This window comes from Neisseria sp. P0008.S010 (assembly GCF_051962715.1).
In the GTDB taxonomy this organism is placed as follows: Bacteria; Pseudomonadota; Gammaproteobacteria; order Burkholderiales; family Neisseriaceae; genus Neisseria; species Neisseria elongata.
The window spans coordinates 34,357-49,656 of sequence record NZ_JBQCVA010000002.1 but is presented as its reverse complement, the minus strand read 5'-3'; the positions used below and the strand labels follow the sequence as shown (position 1 = coordinate 49,656).

The window sequence follows — 15,300 nt, the reverse complement described above, 5'->3', positions numbered from 1 at the left end:
AGCGTAAAATCGGGATATAGATTATTCCTGCGTCCGAATACGGGAAACCGTTCGGGCGTACTTTAAAACTTTGAAAGGACGAACCATGACCGATCATCAACTGAAACCGTTCGAGCAAGTCAATGTGGGCGAGGGTAAAGACCGCCTGCAGATTTTTGAAGAAGAGGTTTTGCAGCATCAAGGACGGGTTTCCAGTGAAGATTCCAACACTGCGCCGCTGCCCGAAAGCTATCCCTACCGCCTGCGGATGAACCGCCGCGTGTATGAAAAAGAAAAAGCCGTCCTGCAAATCGAATTGCTGAAAGTGCAAAGCTGGGTGAAAGAATCAGGCCAGCGTATCGTTAGCCTGTTTGAAGGACGCGATGCGGCAGGTAAGGGCGGCACCATCAAACGCTTTATGGAACATCTGAACCCGCGCGGCGCGCGCGTGGTGGCCTTGGAAAAACCGACCGAAACCGAACGCGGTCAATGGTATTTCCAGCGTTACATCCAAAACCTGCCCACTGCGGGCGAAATGGTGTTCTTCGACCGCTCGTGGTACAACCGCGCGGGCGTGGAACGCGTGATGGGTTTCTGCGAACCGCAAGAATACCTGCTGTTTATGCGCCAAGTGCCCGAGCTGGAAAGAATGCTGGTAAACAGCGGCCTGCACTTGTTTAAATTCTGGTTCTCCGTATCGCGCGAAGAACAGCTGCGCCGCTTCTTGTCCCGCCGCGACGATCCGCTGAAACACTGGAAACTGTCGCCGGTGGACATCCAGTCGCTCGACCGTTGGGACGACTACACCGAAGCCAAAAACGCCATGTTCTTCCACACCCACACCGGCGATGCGCCATGGACGATTATCCGTTCCGACGATAAAAAACGCGCCCGGTTGAACTGTATCCGCCACTTCCTGCACCAGCTCGACTATCCGGGCAAAGATGTGAAAGCCATCGGCAAAGTGGATAACAAAATCGTGTTGGTTCCCGATACGCGGTATAAAGAAAAAAATCTCGACCTGGGTCACGATTAAAGGTGTAGACTGAACAAGGGGCCGTCTGAAAAACGTTTTCAAGGGTTGAACTCGCGTTTTCAGACGGCCTTTTTCTTTCAGTTACCGATCCGAATACCGGAAACCCATTCGAGCAGGTGTAACCCATCATGACCGAGCCGATTACCATCGCCACCTACAATATCCATAAAGGCATGTCGCCGCTGAACCGCAAAGTACAAATTTCGGACATGGCGCGGGCATTGGAAAGCTTGAAGCCCGACATCCTGTTTTTGCAGGAAGTGCAGGGACAAAACCTGTCGCGCGAATTGAAACTGCCCGATTTTCCCGCCCGTCCGCACGACAACATCATTGCCGAGCGTCTCGCCTATCACACGAGCTATGGTAAAAATGCCGTTTTCCCGCAAAAACACCACGGCAACGCCATCCTCAGCCGCCTGCCGATACAGATGCGGCAAAACGTCAATATCAGCGTGAACCGCCTGGAAAAACGCGGCGTCCTACATTGCGAAATCCTGCCCGAAGGCTGGGAAATGCCCATCGTCTGCCTTTGCGCCCACCTCAACCTTTTGGAACGCGACCGCGTCAAACAATATGTGGCGATTTTCGAATACGTAACCACCTACATCTCGCCGGAAGCCCCGCTGATACTGGCCGGCGACTTTAACGACTGGCGGCACAAATCGACACTCAATATCGGCAGCACCTTGGGGCTGACCGAAGTTTTCCTCGACCGCCACGGCGCGCTGCCGAAAACTTTCCCCGCCCGTATGCCCGTGTTGAGCCTGGACCGTATCTATACGCGCAATCTCGATATCCTCAACGCCACCCTGCACAGCGAGGAACCATGGCAATACCTGTCCGACCACCTGCCGTTGAGTGCCACCGTGCGGATGCGTTGAAGCGGGCAGTGTGTCTGTATAGGAAGGCCGTCTGAAAAGGTTTTTCAGACGGCCTTTTCCTTTTTATCATGTGTGGTTGGGAGGTGCGGCTTTGTATTGAAACATTTTGGAAAATCAAACGGACTGCACCAGCAGGATGAGCAGTTGTGCAGCGGTCAGGTAAAGGCTTTTGCGCCACAAGGCGAGCGCGCCCGCCACACGTTCCGGCAGGGAGGGGTCGTCTGAAACACGGCGCAAGCGGGTTTGCCGCAGAGTTTGGTCAAAGGCTGCGGGCGTATAGCGGCCGTCGGCAAAATCTTGGAACACGCGGCGGTCGAATTCGATGCGGATGTGGTAGTACAACAGCGCCGCCGCCAAAACAAGCTGCACCGCCGACCACGCGTCGCCGCGTTGCGCGGACAAAACGAATAGCAAGACGTTGAACACGGCGGTATAGCGGGCGGTGGCAAGCAGGCGGGCGGTAATCAGGCTGTCAGTGGAATTGTCCATTCACATTCCTTTTAGGTATGGAAACCGTCTTTCGGGGCATATCATGTCCAAGGGTCGTCTGAATTTGTTATCGGGATGGCACAGGCTTACCTAAAAACAAATTCTTTTCTGCAATCAAAATATAAATGGCTACTGCCGACAAAATGGCCGTCTGAATAACCTTGCTGTCGGGGTGGGTGGCGAAAATCTCGTTACCCAGATTGGCGCACAGGTGGAATATCGTCGCCACGGCGATGCTGCGCCCGCTTTTGGCGTACAACCAGTTCATCAATAGGACGAAGACAAACATGCTGACCACGAAATTAACCGTGTAGAGTGCGCCTTCGGAAACGATTTGGCTGTGATAATAGCCTTTGATGAAGGCAAGCGGCATGTGCCAAAACGCCCAATACACGGCAAATAGCAAGGATGCGACAAACAGGCTTCTGCGTGCCGTGAGCGCGTCGGTGCCATAGCTGTGCCACGCCAATTCTTCGGCAACAGGCGCAATAAGGAGCATGAACCATGGCGACAGCAAGGCGGACGTAAATGACGGATGTCCCGAAATGTGAAACTGCGCCCAACTGTGTCCGAAAGCGATGGAAATGAGTTGCGCCAGCACCAAGGTAATCGGGCCGAGCAGCGCGGCAGCGAGCAGGTATCGTTTGGGAAAATCTGTCAGGCGGAACAGGCGGTGTTTCGCGTCCGTCCACAATTTGGGCTGTTTGTACAACAGAAACGCCGCCACGAGCATGGGTGCGAACAGCCCGGCCAGCCCTAACGCAGCCTGTGCCCACTGGTACTCAACAGCATCAGGACGGTGGCTGATGTAGGCGGCAGCAAACCATAATGTCCACGGAATCAGCAGGGATAAAGTGTAAAACGTAACGGGGCGGTAGCTTTTAGTCATAAGATTCCCTCCTTACTTTGGTTCGGCACAGATGAGTCGTCGTATCGTGAATTTACTTTAAACTAGGACTGCATTGCCTTGCACAAGCTCAATAGAGAATGATTTGCTCAGCTTGGGCTTTTCATCTACTTATCTTAGCTATCTCGATTAGCGTCGCGGAAACTCGCTTCGCTCATTTTCAGACGACCTGCCGCCGCTTCTACCGCCTTTGCCGTTTCCGGCGGCAGCACCATCTGTGGGCGAGCCTGTTTCAGTTCCGCCGTTGCCTGTGCCAAATCCCGACAGCCGCCGTAAACCAGCAACCAAGTAAGCACCACTGCCGCGCTGCGTCCGTAGCCCAGCGCGCAACAGGTCAAAACCTTGCCGTGTTGCCGGCGCAATACTTCCAGCAACGAAGCCGCCTGCACCAAATCGTTTTCAGACGGCGCAACCATGTCCAGCAGCGGCAGAACGCGGTATGCGCCGCGATAACGAGGGCGGGGATATTCGGCGCATACGTCCAATACGGCGGGGAGGTCGTCTGAAATTGCCAGGGGGTGCGGAGATTTTGCTTGTGAAGCGGATTTTTGTGGCAAAAAATGGTAGATGCAAGGCAAAAAGCGCAGCAAGGTTGAACACCTTGCGAGCATTTTTAACACAGCAGATGCCGTTTTTTTCCCAAAAACTCCGCCACAATGCTGAATCTCCGCAACCCCTGAGATACTGCCAATCCACACACCATCGCGCACCTGCGCCGTCTTCGCCTTGCCGCTCAGCCAATAAGCCATGTTCAGCCGCACGCCTGCCAGATAGGGCAACAGCAAAATTGTTGCCGCTGCCGACAGCCTGCCGTCTGCCTGTTTTTGGAATACCGCCGCGTTGCCGGTTAGATAGGCGAAAGCGACCATCAATAAGGACACGCTGACCCACAACATCCACAACCACGCACCGCCGAAAAAGGATGGCAGTGCCGACAATACCGCACCTGCCAGATACAGCATGGCGATTTTGATTTCGCGGGAACGTGTTTCGGGGGGAGTTTTGGCTTCGCGGAAACTTGCTTCGCTCGTTCTAGCGAAATTCACTGTGTTCGTTTTAGCTTCGCAGAAACTCTCTTCTCTCGTTTTGGCGAAACTCTCTTCGTTCGTTTTCAGACGACCTGTTTGGTTGTCGGGCTGTACTACGGACAGACTTCGTCTCCTGAAAGGCGATACGCCGCGTTGCGGTATGGCCCACAACACCAGCCAGCCCAACAGCGCGCCGGTCGGCACGTCGATAAAATGGTGTTGGTAAGTTGTCAGCACCGACAAAGCAATCAGGCTTTGCCACAGAAAAATCGGCAAACGGATTTTGGGAAACCGCGTCCAATAAAACGCGCCGACAATGATAGACAGCGCGATATGCAGCGACGGCGCTTGGTTGTACGGCAAGTCAAACGCTACCAACGAATCAAAAAGCCAACCCCACAACCCGTCGGTAGGCGGCTTCGGCCAGCCGAAATGCAGCGGAAACAACATAAAGCAAGTAGTGGCAATAATTTGCGCCAATACCAGCCGTGCGACGTAGCGGTTTTGTTCACACGCATTTCGGCAAAGGAAAAACGCCGCCGCATACATCAGATTCAGCGACCAATAAGGCACAATCGTCCACGCCCAAAACGGAATGCTGCGCTCCCACGCAAAAGCGACTTCCGGCACATAGGCTAGCGATGCCGCGTAATGGTTGGACAGGCCGTAGCTGGTGTAGAACAGCGCACCGACCAAAGCAAGCTTGCATAGGGAGATTTTCAGGCGGGGAGTCATGATTCTATTTCGAGCATCCCAATTCATCGCCGTAATGATCAGAACGCAGGCAGGATAAAGCATTTTCTCTTGGATGGTAGCGGAATTCCTGCCACGGACCATCAGACGAAACGGCACGCCAGTGATGCGGTGAAGATTGGTATTGCTTCAATGTATCGTGTGCACCTCCTTTGATACAAAAATTCTGCGCCCTACCTGCTACCAACATGCCGTGTCGTTTATCGGTTGGTGTTGTAAACAAGGGAATAAGCTTAGACACATCGGCATTTCGGGCAAACTTCATTTTGACATAACCGTATCCTTCATTAGATTCAATAACTAAGGCTGACAACGGCTGCCCAAAAGCAACAGAATTTTTCAATTCTATGGTCAATACTTCACCATCTGACGCTGTCTGCTTACTGTAGCTATGGGCAACGGATGCACGGTATTTGGCAGGCAGCCTGCCGATATCGGATTTTTCATAAGGCAAGGTTTCTAAATCAAGAAAGCAGCTTTGCTTCATGGATTGTAACAACGGCGTCCAGTCAACCGCAGCGGCATGGCCGACGGTTGTTGAAAATATAGAAATAAGTAATATAGGAATAGACTTAATCATAAGGAAACTTGTTTTGAGCAGTGGCTAGGAGATGGAGAAAGTCATCCGAGTAGTTGTTACCTGGTCAGTGTGTTTCTCCGTTTATTTCCTTCTGTAAGGCATCGCTGAATTTCTCATGATATTCATCTACTTTTTGTTGCCATTTGGCTGCTTCCGCCGCATCTTTTTTAAAGCAGGCCGAACCGTTTTGATACCAGTGAACCAGCAGTTTGTAGGTCTCGCCGTCATTTTGTTCCGCAGCCCGACGAATCCAGCCTTCGGCTTGTTTGCAGTCGCGTTTAAGGTATTTACCTTCGTCCAAACCGATTGCCAACCGTCGCTGTGAGTCGGCATTGCCTTGTTCGGCGGCTTTGCGCGTCCAGTAGTAATATTTGTCGTGGTTTTGGTTGCCGAGTGTGAGGTAGAGGTAGGCCAGTTGGTTTTGTGCCAATTCATGTCCCTGCTCTGCGGATTGTTCCAAGAATTTCATGCCGCGCAGGCGTTCTTTTTCGGGGCGCCCGTCTCCCGACAAATAGTCTCCCAGCAGATATTGAGCTTGGATGATGCCTGCTTGTGCTGCTTCTTCCAGAAGAGGGATGGCTTTTATATAGTTAAGTTCGGGGCGGCCTTTGGGATTGTAAGGACTGGTGCAGCCTCTAAGGTACAGGTAGCCTAAATTGCTTTTTGCACGGGGATTGCCTTGTTCAGCCCATTTTTGCCAGATTTTTTCGGCGGTAACATAATCTTGTTGATAGTAACAGGCTAGCTTGGCAACAGTGTTTTCGGATTCAAACTCAGCATTTTGCCGTTCTGTTTGTGCAAAGGCATTGACCGAGAGAAGGGCGGTAAGGGCAAAGGAAAGATACTTAGGCATGTGGCCTCCATGTTTGGGTGGGATAACGGCGGAATTTTGCTGGTGTGTATGGTTAAACCGCCGAGTTTCATGGTTAAAAGTATGGCATTTTCGGCCGGTGGAAGGAAGTTTTTTTTGTAAGAACCGTATAATTTCAGAATATTATTTATAATAAACATAAAGTTAATAATAAATAAACATAAATTTTCAATTTGACCGATTGAATGTTCAATCGGAAGGTTTACAATGCGCCCCGTTGCATAGGCAACCGAAGGAAAACCGCTTTCGGATTTTCCGGTTGAAAAGCAAACTCTTCCAATATATGAATATGGAGTACACAATTATGAAATTATTGCCTGCTTTTGCCGCTGCCGCTTTGGCTGCCGTTTCATTCGGTGCCGTTGCCGCTCCTGCCGGTTATGTGTCTTACCGCTGCGACAGCGGTAAAAAACTGAATGTAATGTATGAATTCGACCGTAATGGCAATGCTGTCGGCGCCGATGTCAATGCAGCCGGTACTAAAGCAAACCTGCGTATTGACAGAAATCGTTCCGACGATACCGGTACGACTTTTAGAAACAAACGCGGTTATGTAATGTCTGCCGGCTATATCAGCCAAGATACGCACACCACTTCCGAAGTGGTTGGCTTGAACGCTCCGGGCGGACGTTTCATTGTGAAAAACTGTGAACCTACCAGTCGTTAATCTTGCTTGATATTAAGAGGCCGTCTGAAAATTGTTTTTCAGACGGCCTTTTTGTTGCTGGTTTTGAAGATAGGGCAGTAAAGGTTTTATTGTATTGGTTATGGTTTTGCCGCTTGCCTCCTGCCGCCTTGTATCGGTTTACCGGCTGTTTTACCGTATTTTTATTGGAAACGGTTCGGAGGGCAGTAATATTGGGGATAGAGGTAATCCGTTATGGCCAAATGTCGGCAGTTAAACCCAGTTGGGTTCGGTTTCCAATTCGACGGCAAAAGTTTGATGAACCTGATTACGGATTTCGTCTGCCAATGAGGCAACGTCAGCAGCGGAGGCTTGTCCGAGATTGACGATGACCAATGCCTGTTTTTCGTGTACGGCCGCGTTGCCGATGCGTCGGCTTTTCAGGCCGCATTGGTCTATCAGCCATCCGGCGGCGAGTTTGACTGTTCCTTCTGCCTGGGGATAGTGCGGCATGGTTGGATGGGCGGCGAGCAGTTCGGCAGCACGGTGTGCGGAAACCACGGGGTTTTTGAAGAAGCTGCCGACATTGCCTTGAATTTTAGGGTCGGGCAGTTTGCTGCGGCGGATGGTGCAGACGGCTTCGGAAACGCTGCCGGCAGTCGGCTGCCGTCCACCGCATTGTTCGGCCAATACGGCAGCCAGGTCGCCGTAAGCGGCTTTCAGGATGAAGTCGGTGGAGAGTTTGAATACGACGGCGCAAATGACGTAACGGCCTTTGCCTTCCTGCTTGAACAGGCTGTCGCGGTAGGCGAAGCGGCATTCGGCGTTGGAAAATTCGACAAACCGCCGTTCGGCCAAATCGAAGCATTTGACGGTGTCGATCAGGTCTTTCACTTCTACGCCGTAGGCCCCGATATTCTGTACGGGCGCCGCGCCGACCGTGCCGGGAATCAGGCTCAGGTTTTCCAAGCCGTTCAGGCTGAGGGCGACGGTGTGGCAGACGAAGTCGTGCCAGATTTCGCCTGCTTGCGCTTCCAGCAGCACCAGGCCGTCTGAACGCCCGATTTCGCGGATGCCTTTATTGTTGATTTTTACCACCAGCCCCGGATAGTCGCCCCGGAGCAGGATGTTGCTGCCGCCGCCCAGCCAAAGGACGGGATGCTTGGCCAATATTTCGCTATCGCAGAGGGCAGGCAGTTCGGCTGCATCGTTCAGTTCGGCAAAGTAGCGGGCACGTCCCGGCAGGCCGAAGGTGTTGAGGGTTTGCAAATCAATGTTTTTTTGGATGTTTATCATGATGACCTCGAATGATTGGCGATGGTCCTGCTGTGTTTTTCAAGCAGCCACACGAGCAGGACGGCGGCAGCGGCGAGGGAAACGATTAGTGCCGCCCAAAAGCCGTAAATCTTCATTCCGGCCAAATTGGCCAACAGCCAGCCCGGTATCAGTCCCAAGCCCCAGAAGGCGGCGGCGTGCACCAGCATCGGCGCACGGGTGATTTTATAGCCGCGCAGGGCATATGATGCGATGCATTGGGTAAAGTCAAACAGTTGGAACAGCGCGGAAAAAAGCAATACGGAAGCCACCAACTGCAAAACGGCGGCATCTTTGGTGTACATTCCGGCCAATGGGGCGCGCAGTAAGGAGAGCAGCAGCATGGTGCATAAGGCCAGCATCAGGCCGCAGGCGATGCCGACGCCGGAAATATAACGCGCGCGCTGTTTCTGCCGCCGCCCGATAGAGTAACCGACGCGTACGGTTACCGCCGCTCCGACGGCCTGGGGAACCATGTAGATAATGCCGGTGAGGCTGATGACGATTTGTTGCGCCGCCACATAATCATTGCCGAATTTGGCAATCAGAAACATGATGAAGGTAAACAGGCTGGCTTCGAGAAAGTACGACAGGCCGGCCGGTTTGCCCAGTTGCCAAAATTGCTTGAGCATCGCCAAATCCGGTTTGGAAAAGCGGCCCTGCAGGCCGAAGCGGTGGAAATAGGACGATTTTTTCACATACAGCCACAATGCGACCGTGCTGAACCAGCAGACCAGCATGGTGGCCAAGCCGCAGCCCGCGCCGCCCAATTGCGGCATGCCGAACTTGCCGTATACGAAAACATAGTTCAGCGGGATATTCAGCAACAGTGCGGCCCAGGAAACCCACATAATCGGTTTCGGCCGGTTCAGGCTGGAGGCGTAGGCGTGCAGGGCGCGGTGCAGCATCATGGCGGGCATGGCGGGCGCGGTAAACATCAGATATTGCGCCAGCATGTTTTCCACATTGTCCGACAGTTTCAAATACCATAAAAAAGGCGGAATCGCGGCCAGCAGAAGCACCATGCCGGCCAAGCCAAGCAGCAGGCCGAACCACAGGCCCTGACGGCCGGTTTCGCCTACCTGTGCCGTTTCGCCCGCGCCGTGCTGCTGCGACAAAATCGGGTTCAACGCAGTCATCACGCCCATCCAGGTAATGAATACGGTGGCGAAGGCCGCACTGCCCAACGCCACGGCGGCCAAGTCGTCTTTGCCCGCGCCCCCCGCCATGACGGTATCGACGAACCCCAGCCCCACTGCCGCAATCTGCGCCAGCATCATCGGCCAGGCCAAGGCAGCCAAAGCTTTGGCTTCTTTGGCGAAAACAGCGGGGGAATAGCGGTTCAAATCAAGCAGCATGGGAATTCCGATACGGTTCAGACGGCCTGTTGTGCAGGCCGTCTGAAAAATAAAAAAGGGGCGTATTTTAACAAATTCGGGCGGTTAAGGCCTATTCCGTTTCCTCAATCCATGCCTGCTGTACGGCTTCGAGGATGCGCTCGCCGCAACGGTCGGGGTCGTCGTTAAAATCGGGCAGCGCCATAATTAAGTCGCGCAGTTGGGTGAAGCGTACGGTTTTCGGGTCGATGCTGTCGCCGTGCAAATCGTAGAGTTCTTCGGCGATGCGTTGGGTGTCTGTCCATTTCATCAGAATTTCCTTCACGGTTGAAACCCCGCCCTTCAGGGCGGTGGAACCTTGGTTTATTTGGGATGGGTGTAACCCTTTCCAAATCAGGGCTGCACACAGGGCTGCGCCTTATATGCGGCCCTATGTGTTGAAAAATGGTTTGTCCTTCGTGTTTCGGGATTACGTTGTCAGGCCGTCTGAAAGCCCTGTTTGGGTTTTCAGACGGCCTGTTGCCGTTTAATGGTCTTCACGCGCGTGGTTGATGGTGTATTTGGGGATTTCCACTACCAAATCTTCGTCGGCGACAACGGCCTGACAGCTCAGGCGCGAGTCGGCTTCCAAGCCCCATGCCTGGTCGAGCAGGTCTTCTTCCAGTTCGGTCGGCTCTTCCAAACTGTCGAAGCCTTTGCGGATGATGACGTGGCAGGTGGTGCAGGCGCAGGATTTTTCGCAGGCGTGATCGACTTCGATGTCGTGGTCGAGCAGCACGTCGAGGACGGTTTTGCCTTCGGGCGCGTCTTCGATGACTGCGCCTTCGGGGCAGAGTGAAGCGTGGGGGAGTACGGTGATTTTCGGCATTTTTATCTCTTTTTTTAAGTGGTTGCGGTTTGTTTGTTTTCAGATGGCCTGATGGTTTGGAGGCCGTCTGAAACCATTTATAGCATGATGCCCTTGCTTTTTAAATTTTCCAGACATTCGTCCAGATAAGCATCATCGTGTTCGGGGTAAATCGGCGAATCGGCGGATTCGGTATCGTGTGCGGGATAAGGGGCAACCGCTTTGCCGCGGTACAGCGGGTCTCTCCACAACGGGTCGGGTTTGTAGCCGCGTTTTTCCATTTCTTCCATAATCAGCACGTGATACAGATAGAGCTTATGAGGAGAATGGGTGAAGACGTAATTCACCGTCGCGTGCGGCCTGCCCCAGCCTGCTCCGCGTAAGGCGGCGCATTCGCGGTGTTGCCCTAAAAGTTGGGCGCGGGGGAGTAGCGGGATAAGGGTTTGGTGCCAGAATCTCATTTTGATTCAAATAATGTCAGGTATTCGGAATAGGCTTGTTTTAAACCTTGTTTGGAGTAGGTGGTATAAATATGGAGCCCGTCTTCGATTTCAGTGGTTAATTTTGTTCCGCTTTTGCCGAAATATTTATCAGATAGACAATGCCGGACTTTTCCATCTCGACTCTTTATTTCGTTTTTACAGACGATATCTTCAGACGGCCTATTTTGTTGTATAGGCCGTCTGAAACCTTTTACCGTCAAATGTTATCAACATTCTGCCCTGTCAGCGCGCGCTGTATGGTGCGGTTCATGCGTTTGGCGGCGAAGTTGTCGGTGCTTTGTCCCAATTTGGCGACGGCGGCGCGGATTTCTTCGGCCGTGCCTTCTTTCAGACGGCTTTGCAGTTCGGCGATGCAGCCGCGTATATCGGCTTGTTCGTTCTCGTCCAGCAAGTCGCCGTCCAGTTCGAGTGCGGCGGTTACGGCGGCGGTGATGCTTTCGGCTTCGACCAGGGCTTCGGCGCGGGCGCGGGCGGCCATGTCTTCGGCGGCATTGGCCATGCTGTCTTTGAGCATTCGGGTGATGGTTTGGTCGTCCAAGCCGTAGGAAGGTTTGACTTCGATTTGCGCCTGTACGCCGGTGGTCTGTTCTTGCGCGGATACGGACAGCAGGCCGTCGGCATCGACTTGGAAGGTGACGCGGATACGCGCTGCGCCCGCACTCATGGGCGGGATGCCGCGCAGGGTGAATTTGGCCAGGCTGCGGCAGTCGGCGACGAGTTCGCGTTCGCCTTGGACGACGTGGATGGTCATCGCGGTTTGGCCATCTTTGAAGGTGGTGAATTCTTGTGCGCGGGCGGTGGGGATGGTGGTGTTGCGCGGTATGATTTTTTCGGCCAGCCCGCCGTAGGTTTCGAGTCCGAGCGACAGCGGGGTTACGTCCAAGAGCAGCCAGTCGCCGCTGTTTTTGTTGCCGGCGAGTATGTCGGCCTGCATGGCCGCGCCCAGTGCGACGACTTGGTCGGGGTTGAGGTTGTTGAGCGGGGTTTGGCCGAAATAGGTGGCGACGGCTTGTTGGATGTGGGGCATACGGGTCGAGCCGCCGACCATAATCACGCCTTTGATGTCGGCTTTAGACACGCCCGCATCTTTGAGTGCCTGTTTGACTGGCTCTATGGTTTTTTGGACGAGTTGGCGGGTCAGGTTTTGAAATTCCTGGCGGGTGATTACTGTGCTGATGCTGCGGCCGTCTGAAAGAGTGGTTTCGACCGTGGCTTGTTCGTGCCCGGTAAGTTGTTCTTTGGCACGGCGCGATAGGGAGAGCAGGTTTTGGCTGTCTTGTTCGTTCAGGGCGGAGAGTTTGTTTTGTTCGAGCAGGTGGCAGAACAGGCGGTGGTCGAAGTCGTCGCCGCCCAGCGCGCTGTTGCCGTTGGTGGATTTGACGGCAAACAGGCCTTTGCTCAGTTCGAGTACGGATACGTCGAGCGTGCCGCCGCCCAAGTCGTAAACGACAAACGTGCCTTCCGCGCCGTTGTCCAGCCCGTAGGCGATGGCGGCGGCGGTGGGTTCGTTCAGCAGGCGCAGGACGTTGATGCCCGCCAGCCGTGCCGCGTCTTTGGTGGCTTGGCGTTGGGCTTCGTCGAAATAGGCGGGAACGGTGATGACCGCGCCGACAAGTGTACCGCCCAAGTTGGCTTCGGCGCGTTCTTTCAGGTGGCGCAGGATGTCGGCAGAGACGTCTATCGGGGTTTTCGCGCCTTGCCGCGTGTTGATTTCGATGATGTTTCCGCCGTTGCCGAAGCGGTAGGGCAGGTGGGCGGTGTCGATGTCTTCGAGTTTGCGCCCGATCAGGCGTTTGGCGGAACTGACGGTGTTTTGCGGATCGGCTTTTTGCGCGTCCAGGGCTTCGCCGCCGATGACTAGGCCGTCTGAAAGGTAGCGGACGACGGAGGGCAGGGCGGTATTGCCCTGTTCGTCTTTCAGGCAGGTTGCGCTGCCGCTTTTGACGGTGGCAACCAGGCTGTTGGTCGTGCCCAAGTCTATGCCGACGGCAAGGCGGTGTTGGTGGGGGGCGGCGGATTTGCCGGGTTCGGCGATTTGGAGTAGTGCCATGATGTGTTCTTTATGTATTCGGTGTTTGGGGCGGATTCGGTTTAAACGGCGTTTTCGATTTCCTGCCGCATTTTATTGAGAAAACGGCCTTGTCGCACGAGTTGGGCGGCAGTTTGATATTGTTGCGCATCGAAGGCGGCAGCCAGTTGGCCGTATAGGGCGGTTTGCTCCGCAGATACTTGGCGCTCCAAGGCATTCAGGGCGGCGGTGTCGCCTGCCGCACGGGCTTCGGCCAGCGTTTCGCGCCATTCCATCTGCTGCATTAGGAATTCGGGCGCGAAGGCGGTGTGTTCGGGGGCGTCGGCATCGATGTTTTGCGTCATGAGCAGGCTGGCGGCGCGGTCGATGGGGTTTTTCAGGATGCGGTAGGCTTCGTTTACGGCGGCAGCCATCATCACGGCCTGTTTTTGTTCGAAAGCCGATGCCGAGGCAAATTTGTCGGGATGGCAGCCGGCAGCCAGCGCGCGGTAGCGGGTTTCAAGCGCGTTTTCGTCGATTTGGAAGGTTTCGGGCAGGCCGAACAGGGTAAAGTGTTGGTTCATCGAAATTTCCTTAATGCTTGAAACTCCATCTTTCGGGACGGTAGGGCAGGGTTCGTTCGGGCGGGGTGTCGGCGTTTCCGGCAGGGCTGTACATGGGGCTGTGCCTTATATGCGGCCTTTTTGTTGAAACATCAGCTTGTTACGTTTTTTTGTTTTGGCTATAATCCGCCGCTTGTTTTAATATGAAAGGACTGGCAGATGGCCGGAAAGGTTCAGCTCAATAAGGGCAAAATCCGCGATAATGCGTTGAAGGCTTTGGTTAAATCCAATTTGTTCCGTCATAAGGCGGAGCGCAAACGGAAAGGCAAAGGCAGTTATAACAGGCAGGAAGCGAAAAAATGGCGGGACGGTTTTGATACTGTCCCGTCTTTTTTATTGCCCGTTTCCCGACGGATGTCAAACGTGGAAGCTTTCGCCGCAGCCGCATGAATCTTTGACGTTGGGGTTTTCGAATTTGAAACCTTCCTGCAAACCTTCTTTGGTGTAGTCCATTTGCGTGCCGTCGAGATACACCAGGCTTTTAGGGTCGATGTAGACTTTTGCGCCGCTTTGTTCGAATACCAAGTCTTCAGGATCGGCTTCATCGACAAATTCGAGATTATAAGCCATGCCTGAGCAGCCGCTGGTTTTCACGCCCAAGCGAACGCCTAAGCCTTTGCCGCGTTTTTCAAGGAAGTTTTTGATGTGGTTGGCGGCGTTTTCTGTGATGGTAATCATGTTTTTCCTTTGTTTTCGAGTGGAAGCGGGTTTCAGACGGCCTGATTTACTTTGAAAGGCCGTCTGAAAGGTTTTGGCGTGCCCATTGGATTGCGGCGTTTACGGCGGCTTTGGCCTGCGGGCTGTTTTTCCAGCAGGTTGAGCCGGTCAGTGCCGCACCGTGCTGTAAAACGGTGTCTGCATCGGCTGCCGCAAGTTTGGCTACGTCATCCAAGCCCATTTGCCGCAACCGCTGCAATACGGTTTTGCCTATGCCTTTGACGGCAAGCAGCGATTGGGTTTGTTCTTCGGTAAAAGGCATGGGTTTCTTTCTTTGCCGTGCGCTTGTCGCCGTGGTCTCTTGATGGTTTGCCGGCCTGTCTCGTGTGGAGGGCGGGCTGTTTGGGTGCGGCATTTTGTTTTTCAGACGGCCTCTCGGATAGCAGGCCGTCTGAAAACGGCATCAGGCTGTTTCGCGTTTTTTGCGGTAGTCGGACACGGCGGCTTTAACTGCGTCTTCGGCCAAAATCGAACAGTGGATTTTTACCGGCGGCAATTCCAATTCTTCGGCGATTTCGCTGTTTTTAATTGCCATGGCTTCATCCAAACTCTTGCCTTTCAGCAATTCGGTAACAAGCGAAGACGAAGCGATGGCAGAACCGCAGCCGTAAGTTTTAAATTTCGCATCTTCGATGATGCCCTCGTCGTTCACTTTGATTTGCAGGCGCATCACGTCGCCGCAGGCCGGCGCGCCGACCATGCCGGTGCCGACAGACTCGTCGTCTTTGTCGAATGTGCCGACGTTACGGGGGTTTTCGTAGTGATCGATGACTTTATCGCTGTATGCCATGGTGTGGTTTCC

18 protein-coding genes and 1 pseudogene are annotated in these 15,300 nt (G+C 53.8%); 4 read left to right on the top strand and 15 right to left on the bottom strand.

Features of this window, described 5'->3' with window-relative positions:
• Positions 1-85: 85 nt before the first annotated feature.
• Both ppk2 and ACTHSL_RS01140 read left to right on the top strand, forming a co-directional pair.
• Positions 86-1,015 carry a polyphosphate kinase 2 gene (ppk2, locus tag ACTHSL_RS01145; RefSeq protein WP_107918563.1) on the top strand — a complete coding sequence of 310 codons (930 nt, stop codon included), beginning with the start codon at positions 86-88 and terminating at the stop codon, positions 1,013-1,015.
• A gap of 128 nt (positions 1,016-1,143) precedes the next feature.
• The gene (locus ACTHSL_RS01140; protein ID WP_440380022.1) at positions 1,144-1,896 is read left to right on the top strand and encodes an endonuclease/exonuclease/phosphatase family protein; all 753 of its coding nucleotides are present in this window, start codon (positions 1,144-1,146) and stop codon (positions 1,894-1,896) included.
• A gap of 114 nt (positions 1,897-2,010) precedes the next feature.
• Here ACTHSL_RS01140 and ACTHSL_RS01135 read toward each other — a convergent pair whose 3' ends face one another.
• From ACTHSL_RS01135 to ACTHSL_RS01115, 5 genes are all read right to left on the bottom strand, one after another.
• Complete coding sequence (locus tag ACTHSL_RS01135) at positions 2,011-2,385, bottom strand: hypothetical protein (protein WP_440380021.1); 375 nt, start codon at positions 2,383-2,385, stop codon at positions 2,011-2,013.
• A 67-nt stretch (positions 2,386-2,452) separates the two neighbouring features.
• Positions 2,453-3,274 carry a CPBP family intramembrane glutamic endopeptidase gene (locus tag ACTHSL_RS01130; RefSeq protein WP_440380020.1) on the bottom strand — a complete coding sequence of 274 codons (822 nt, stop codon included), beginning with the start codon at positions 3,272-3,274 and terminating at the stop codon, positions 2,453-2,455.
• Positions 3,275-3,408: 134 nt separating this feature from the next.
• Positions 3,409-5,055, bottom strand: coding sequence for a phosphatase PAP2/dual specificity phosphatase family protein (locus tag ACTHSL_RS01125; protein ID WP_440380019.1), 1,647 nt, complete (start codon positions 5,053-5,055; stop codon positions 3,409-3,411).
• A 4-nt stretch (positions 5,056-5,059) separates the two neighbouring features.
• Entirely contained in the window at positions 5,060-5,653 is a 594-nt protein-coding gene (locus ACTHSL_RS01120) for a hypothetical protein (RefSeq protein ID WP_440380018.1), read from the bottom strand.
• A 64-nt stretch (positions 5,654-5,717) separates the two neighbouring features.
• Positions 5,718-6,506: a tetratricopeptide repeat protein gene (locus tag ACTHSL_RS01115; protein WP_440380017.1), complete on the bottom strand. Its 789-nt coding sequence runs from the start codon at positions 6,504-6,506 to the stop codon at positions 5,718-5,720.
• Positions 6,507-6,828: 322 nt separating this feature from the next.
• Between ACTHSL_RS01115 and ACTHSL_RS01110 the strand changes: the two genes are divergently transcribed.
• Entirely contained in the window at positions 6,829-7,191 is a 363-nt protein-coding gene (locus tag ACTHSL_RS01110; RefSeq protein ID WP_440380072.1) for an ACP-like domain-containing protein, read from the top strand.
• A 231-nt stretch (positions 7,192-7,422) separates the two neighbouring features.
• Here the strand turns inward: ACTHSL_RS01110 and murB are convergent, their stop codons facing one another.
• From murB to hscB, 7 genes are all read right to left on the bottom strand, one after another.
• Positions 7,423-8,445 carry a UDP-N-acetylmuramate dehydrogenase gene (gene murB / locus ACTHSL_RS01105; protein WP_440380016.1) on the bottom strand — a complete coding sequence of 341 codons (1,023 nt, stop codon included), beginning with the start codon at positions 8,443-8,445 and terminating at the stop codon, positions 7,423-7,425.
• The gene (locus ACTHSL_RS01100) at positions 8,442-9,821 is read right to left on the bottom strand and encodes an MATE family efflux transporter (protein ID WP_440380015.1); all 1,380 of its coding nucleotides are present in this window, start codon (positions 9,819-9,821) and stop codon (positions 8,442-8,444) included. Before ACTHSL_RS01100 ends, murB begins: the two co-directional genes overlap by 4 nt.
• 91 nt (positions 9,822-9,912) lie before the next feature.
• The gene (gene iscX, locus ACTHSL_RS01095) at positions 9,913-10,110 is read right to left on the bottom strand and encodes a Fe-S cluster assembly protein IscX (RefSeq protein WP_440380014.1); all 198 of its coding nucleotides are present in this window, start codon (positions 10,108-10,110) and stop codon (positions 9,913-9,915) included.
• A gap of 216 nt (positions 10,111-10,326) precedes the next feature.
• Complete coding sequence (fdx, locus tag ACTHSL_RS01090; protein ID WP_049248467.1) at positions 10,327-10,668, bottom strand: ISC system 2Fe-2S type ferredoxin; 342 nt, start codon at positions 10,666-10,668, stop codon at positions 10,327-10,329.
• A 77-nt stretch (positions 10,669-10,745) separates the two neighbouring features.
• Positions 10,746-11,108 carry a TIGR02328 family protein gene (locus tag ACTHSL_RS01085; RefSeq protein ID WP_440380013.1) on the bottom strand — a complete coding sequence of 121 codons (363 nt, stop codon included), beginning with the start codon at positions 11,106-11,108 and terminating at the stop codon, positions 10,746-10,748.
• Between the two features lie 238 nt (positions 11,109-11,346).
• Positions 11,347-13,200: a Fe-S protein assembly chaperone HscA gene (hscA, locus tag ACTHSL_RS01080; RefSeq protein ID WP_440380012.1), complete on the bottom strand. Its 1,854-nt coding sequence runs from the start codon at positions 13,198-13,200 to the stop codon at positions 11,347-11,349.
• A 41-nt stretch (positions 13,201-13,241) separates the two neighbouring features.
• Positions 13,242-13,742 carry a Fe-S protein assembly co-chaperone HscB gene (hscB, locus tag ACTHSL_RS01075; protein WP_107884181.1) on the bottom strand — a complete coding sequence of 167 codons (501 nt, stop codon included), beginning with the start codon at positions 13,740-13,742 and terminating at the stop codon, positions 13,242-13,244.
• 198 nt (positions 13,743-13,940) lie between these two features.
• Between hscB and arfA the strand changes: the two are divergent.
• Positions 13,941-14,179 (top strand): annotated as a pseudogene (gene arfA, locus ACTHSL_RS01070) (alternative ribosome rescue factor ArfA).
• Here the strand turns inward: arfA and iscA are convergent.
• From iscA to iscU, 3 genes are all read right to left on the bottom strand, one after another.
• A complete protein-coding gene (gene iscA / locus ACTHSL_RS01065) occupies positions 14,139-14,459 on the bottom strand; it encodes an iron-sulfur cluster assembly protein IscA (protein WP_440380011.1) in 321 nt (106 codons plus the stop codon). The pseudogene arfA and the gene iscA overlap by 41 nt on opposite strands.
• 46 nt (positions 14,460-14,505) lie before the next feature.
• Positions 14,506-14,760, bottom strand: coding sequence for a recombinase RecA (locus ACTHSL_RS01060; protein WP_440380010.1), 255 nt, complete (start codon positions 14,758-14,760; stop codon positions 14,506-14,508).
• A 141-nt stretch (positions 14,761-14,901) separates the two neighbouring features.
• Positions 14,902-15,288 (bottom strand): Fe-S cluster assembly scaffold IscU, encoded by a 387-nt coding sequence (gene iscU, locus ACTHSL_RS01055; protein ID WP_003770455.1) that lies wholly within the window; start codon positions 15,286-15,288, stop codon positions 14,902-14,904.
• Positions 15,289-15,300: the final 12 nt, after the last annotated feature.

Coding starts and splice junctions, on each gene's coding strand:
- hscB (WP_107884181.1), bottom strand. CDS start 13,742: ATGAACCAACACTTTACCCTGTTCGGCCTGCCCGAAACCTTCCAAATC.
- iscX (WP_440380014.1), bottom strand. CDS start 10,110: ATGAAATGGACAGACACCCAACGCATCGCCGAAGAACTCTACGATTTG.
- ACTHSL_RS01130 (WP_440380020.1), bottom strand. CDS start 3,274: ATGACTAAAAGCTACCGCCCCGTTACGTTTTACACTTTATCCCTGCTG.
- murB (WP_440380016.1), bottom strand. CDS start 8,445: ATGATAAACATCCAAAAAAACATTGATTTGCAAACCCTCAACACCTTC.
- ACTHSL_RS01140 (WP_440380022.1), top strand. CDS start 1,144: ATGACCGAGCCGATTACCATCGCCACCTACAATATCCATAAAGGCATG.
- ACTHSL_RS01125 (WP_440380019.1), bottom strand. CDS start 5,055: ATGACTCCCCGCCTGAAAATCTCCCTATGCAAGCTTGCTTTGGTCGGT.
- ACTHSL_RS01120 (WP_440380018.1), bottom strand. CDS start 5,653: ATGATTAAGTCTATTCCTATATTACTTATTTCTATATTTTCAACAACC.
- iscU (WP_003770455.1), bottom strand. CDS start 15,288: ATGGCATACAGCGATAAAGTCATCGATCACTACGAAAACCCCCGTAAC.
- ppk2 (WP_107918563.1), top strand. CDS start 86: ATGACCGATCATCAACTGAAACCGTTCGAGCAAGTCAATGTGGGCGAG.
- ACTHSL_RS01135 (WP_440380021.1), bottom strand. CDS start 2,385: ATGGACAATTCCACTGACAGCCTGATTACCGCCCGCCTGCTTGCCACC.
- fdx (WP_049248467.1), bottom strand. CDS start 10,668: ATGCCGAAAATCACCGTACTCCCCCACGCTTCACTCTGCCCCGAAGGC.
- ACTHSL_RS01085 (WP_440380013.1), bottom strand. CDS start 11,108: ATGAGATTCTGGCACCAAACCCTTATCCCGCTACTCCCCCGCGCCCAA.
- ACTHSL_RS01110 (WP_440380072.1), top strand. CDS start 6,829: ATGAAATTATTGCCTGCTTTTGCCGCTGCCGCTTTGGCTGCCGTTTCA.
- ACTHSL_RS01115 (WP_440380017.1), bottom strand. CDS start 6,506: ATGCCTAAGTATCTTTCCTTTGCCCTTACCGCCCTTCTCTCGGTCAAT.
- ACTHSL_RS01100 (WP_440380015.1), bottom strand. CDS start 9,821: ATGCTGCTTGATTTGAACCGCTATTCCCCCGCTGTTTTCGCCAAAGAA.
- iscA (WP_440380011.1), bottom strand. CDS start 14,459: ATGATTACCATCACAGAAAACGCCGCCAACCACATCAAAAACTTCCTT.
- ACTHSL_RS01060 (WP_440380010.1), bottom strand. CDS start 14,760: ATGCCTTTTACCGAAGAACAAACCCAATCGCTGCTTGCCGTCAAAGGC.
- hscA (WP_440380012.1), bottom strand. CDS start 13,200: ATGGCACTACTCCAAATCGCCGAACCCGGCAAATCCGCCGCCCCCCAC.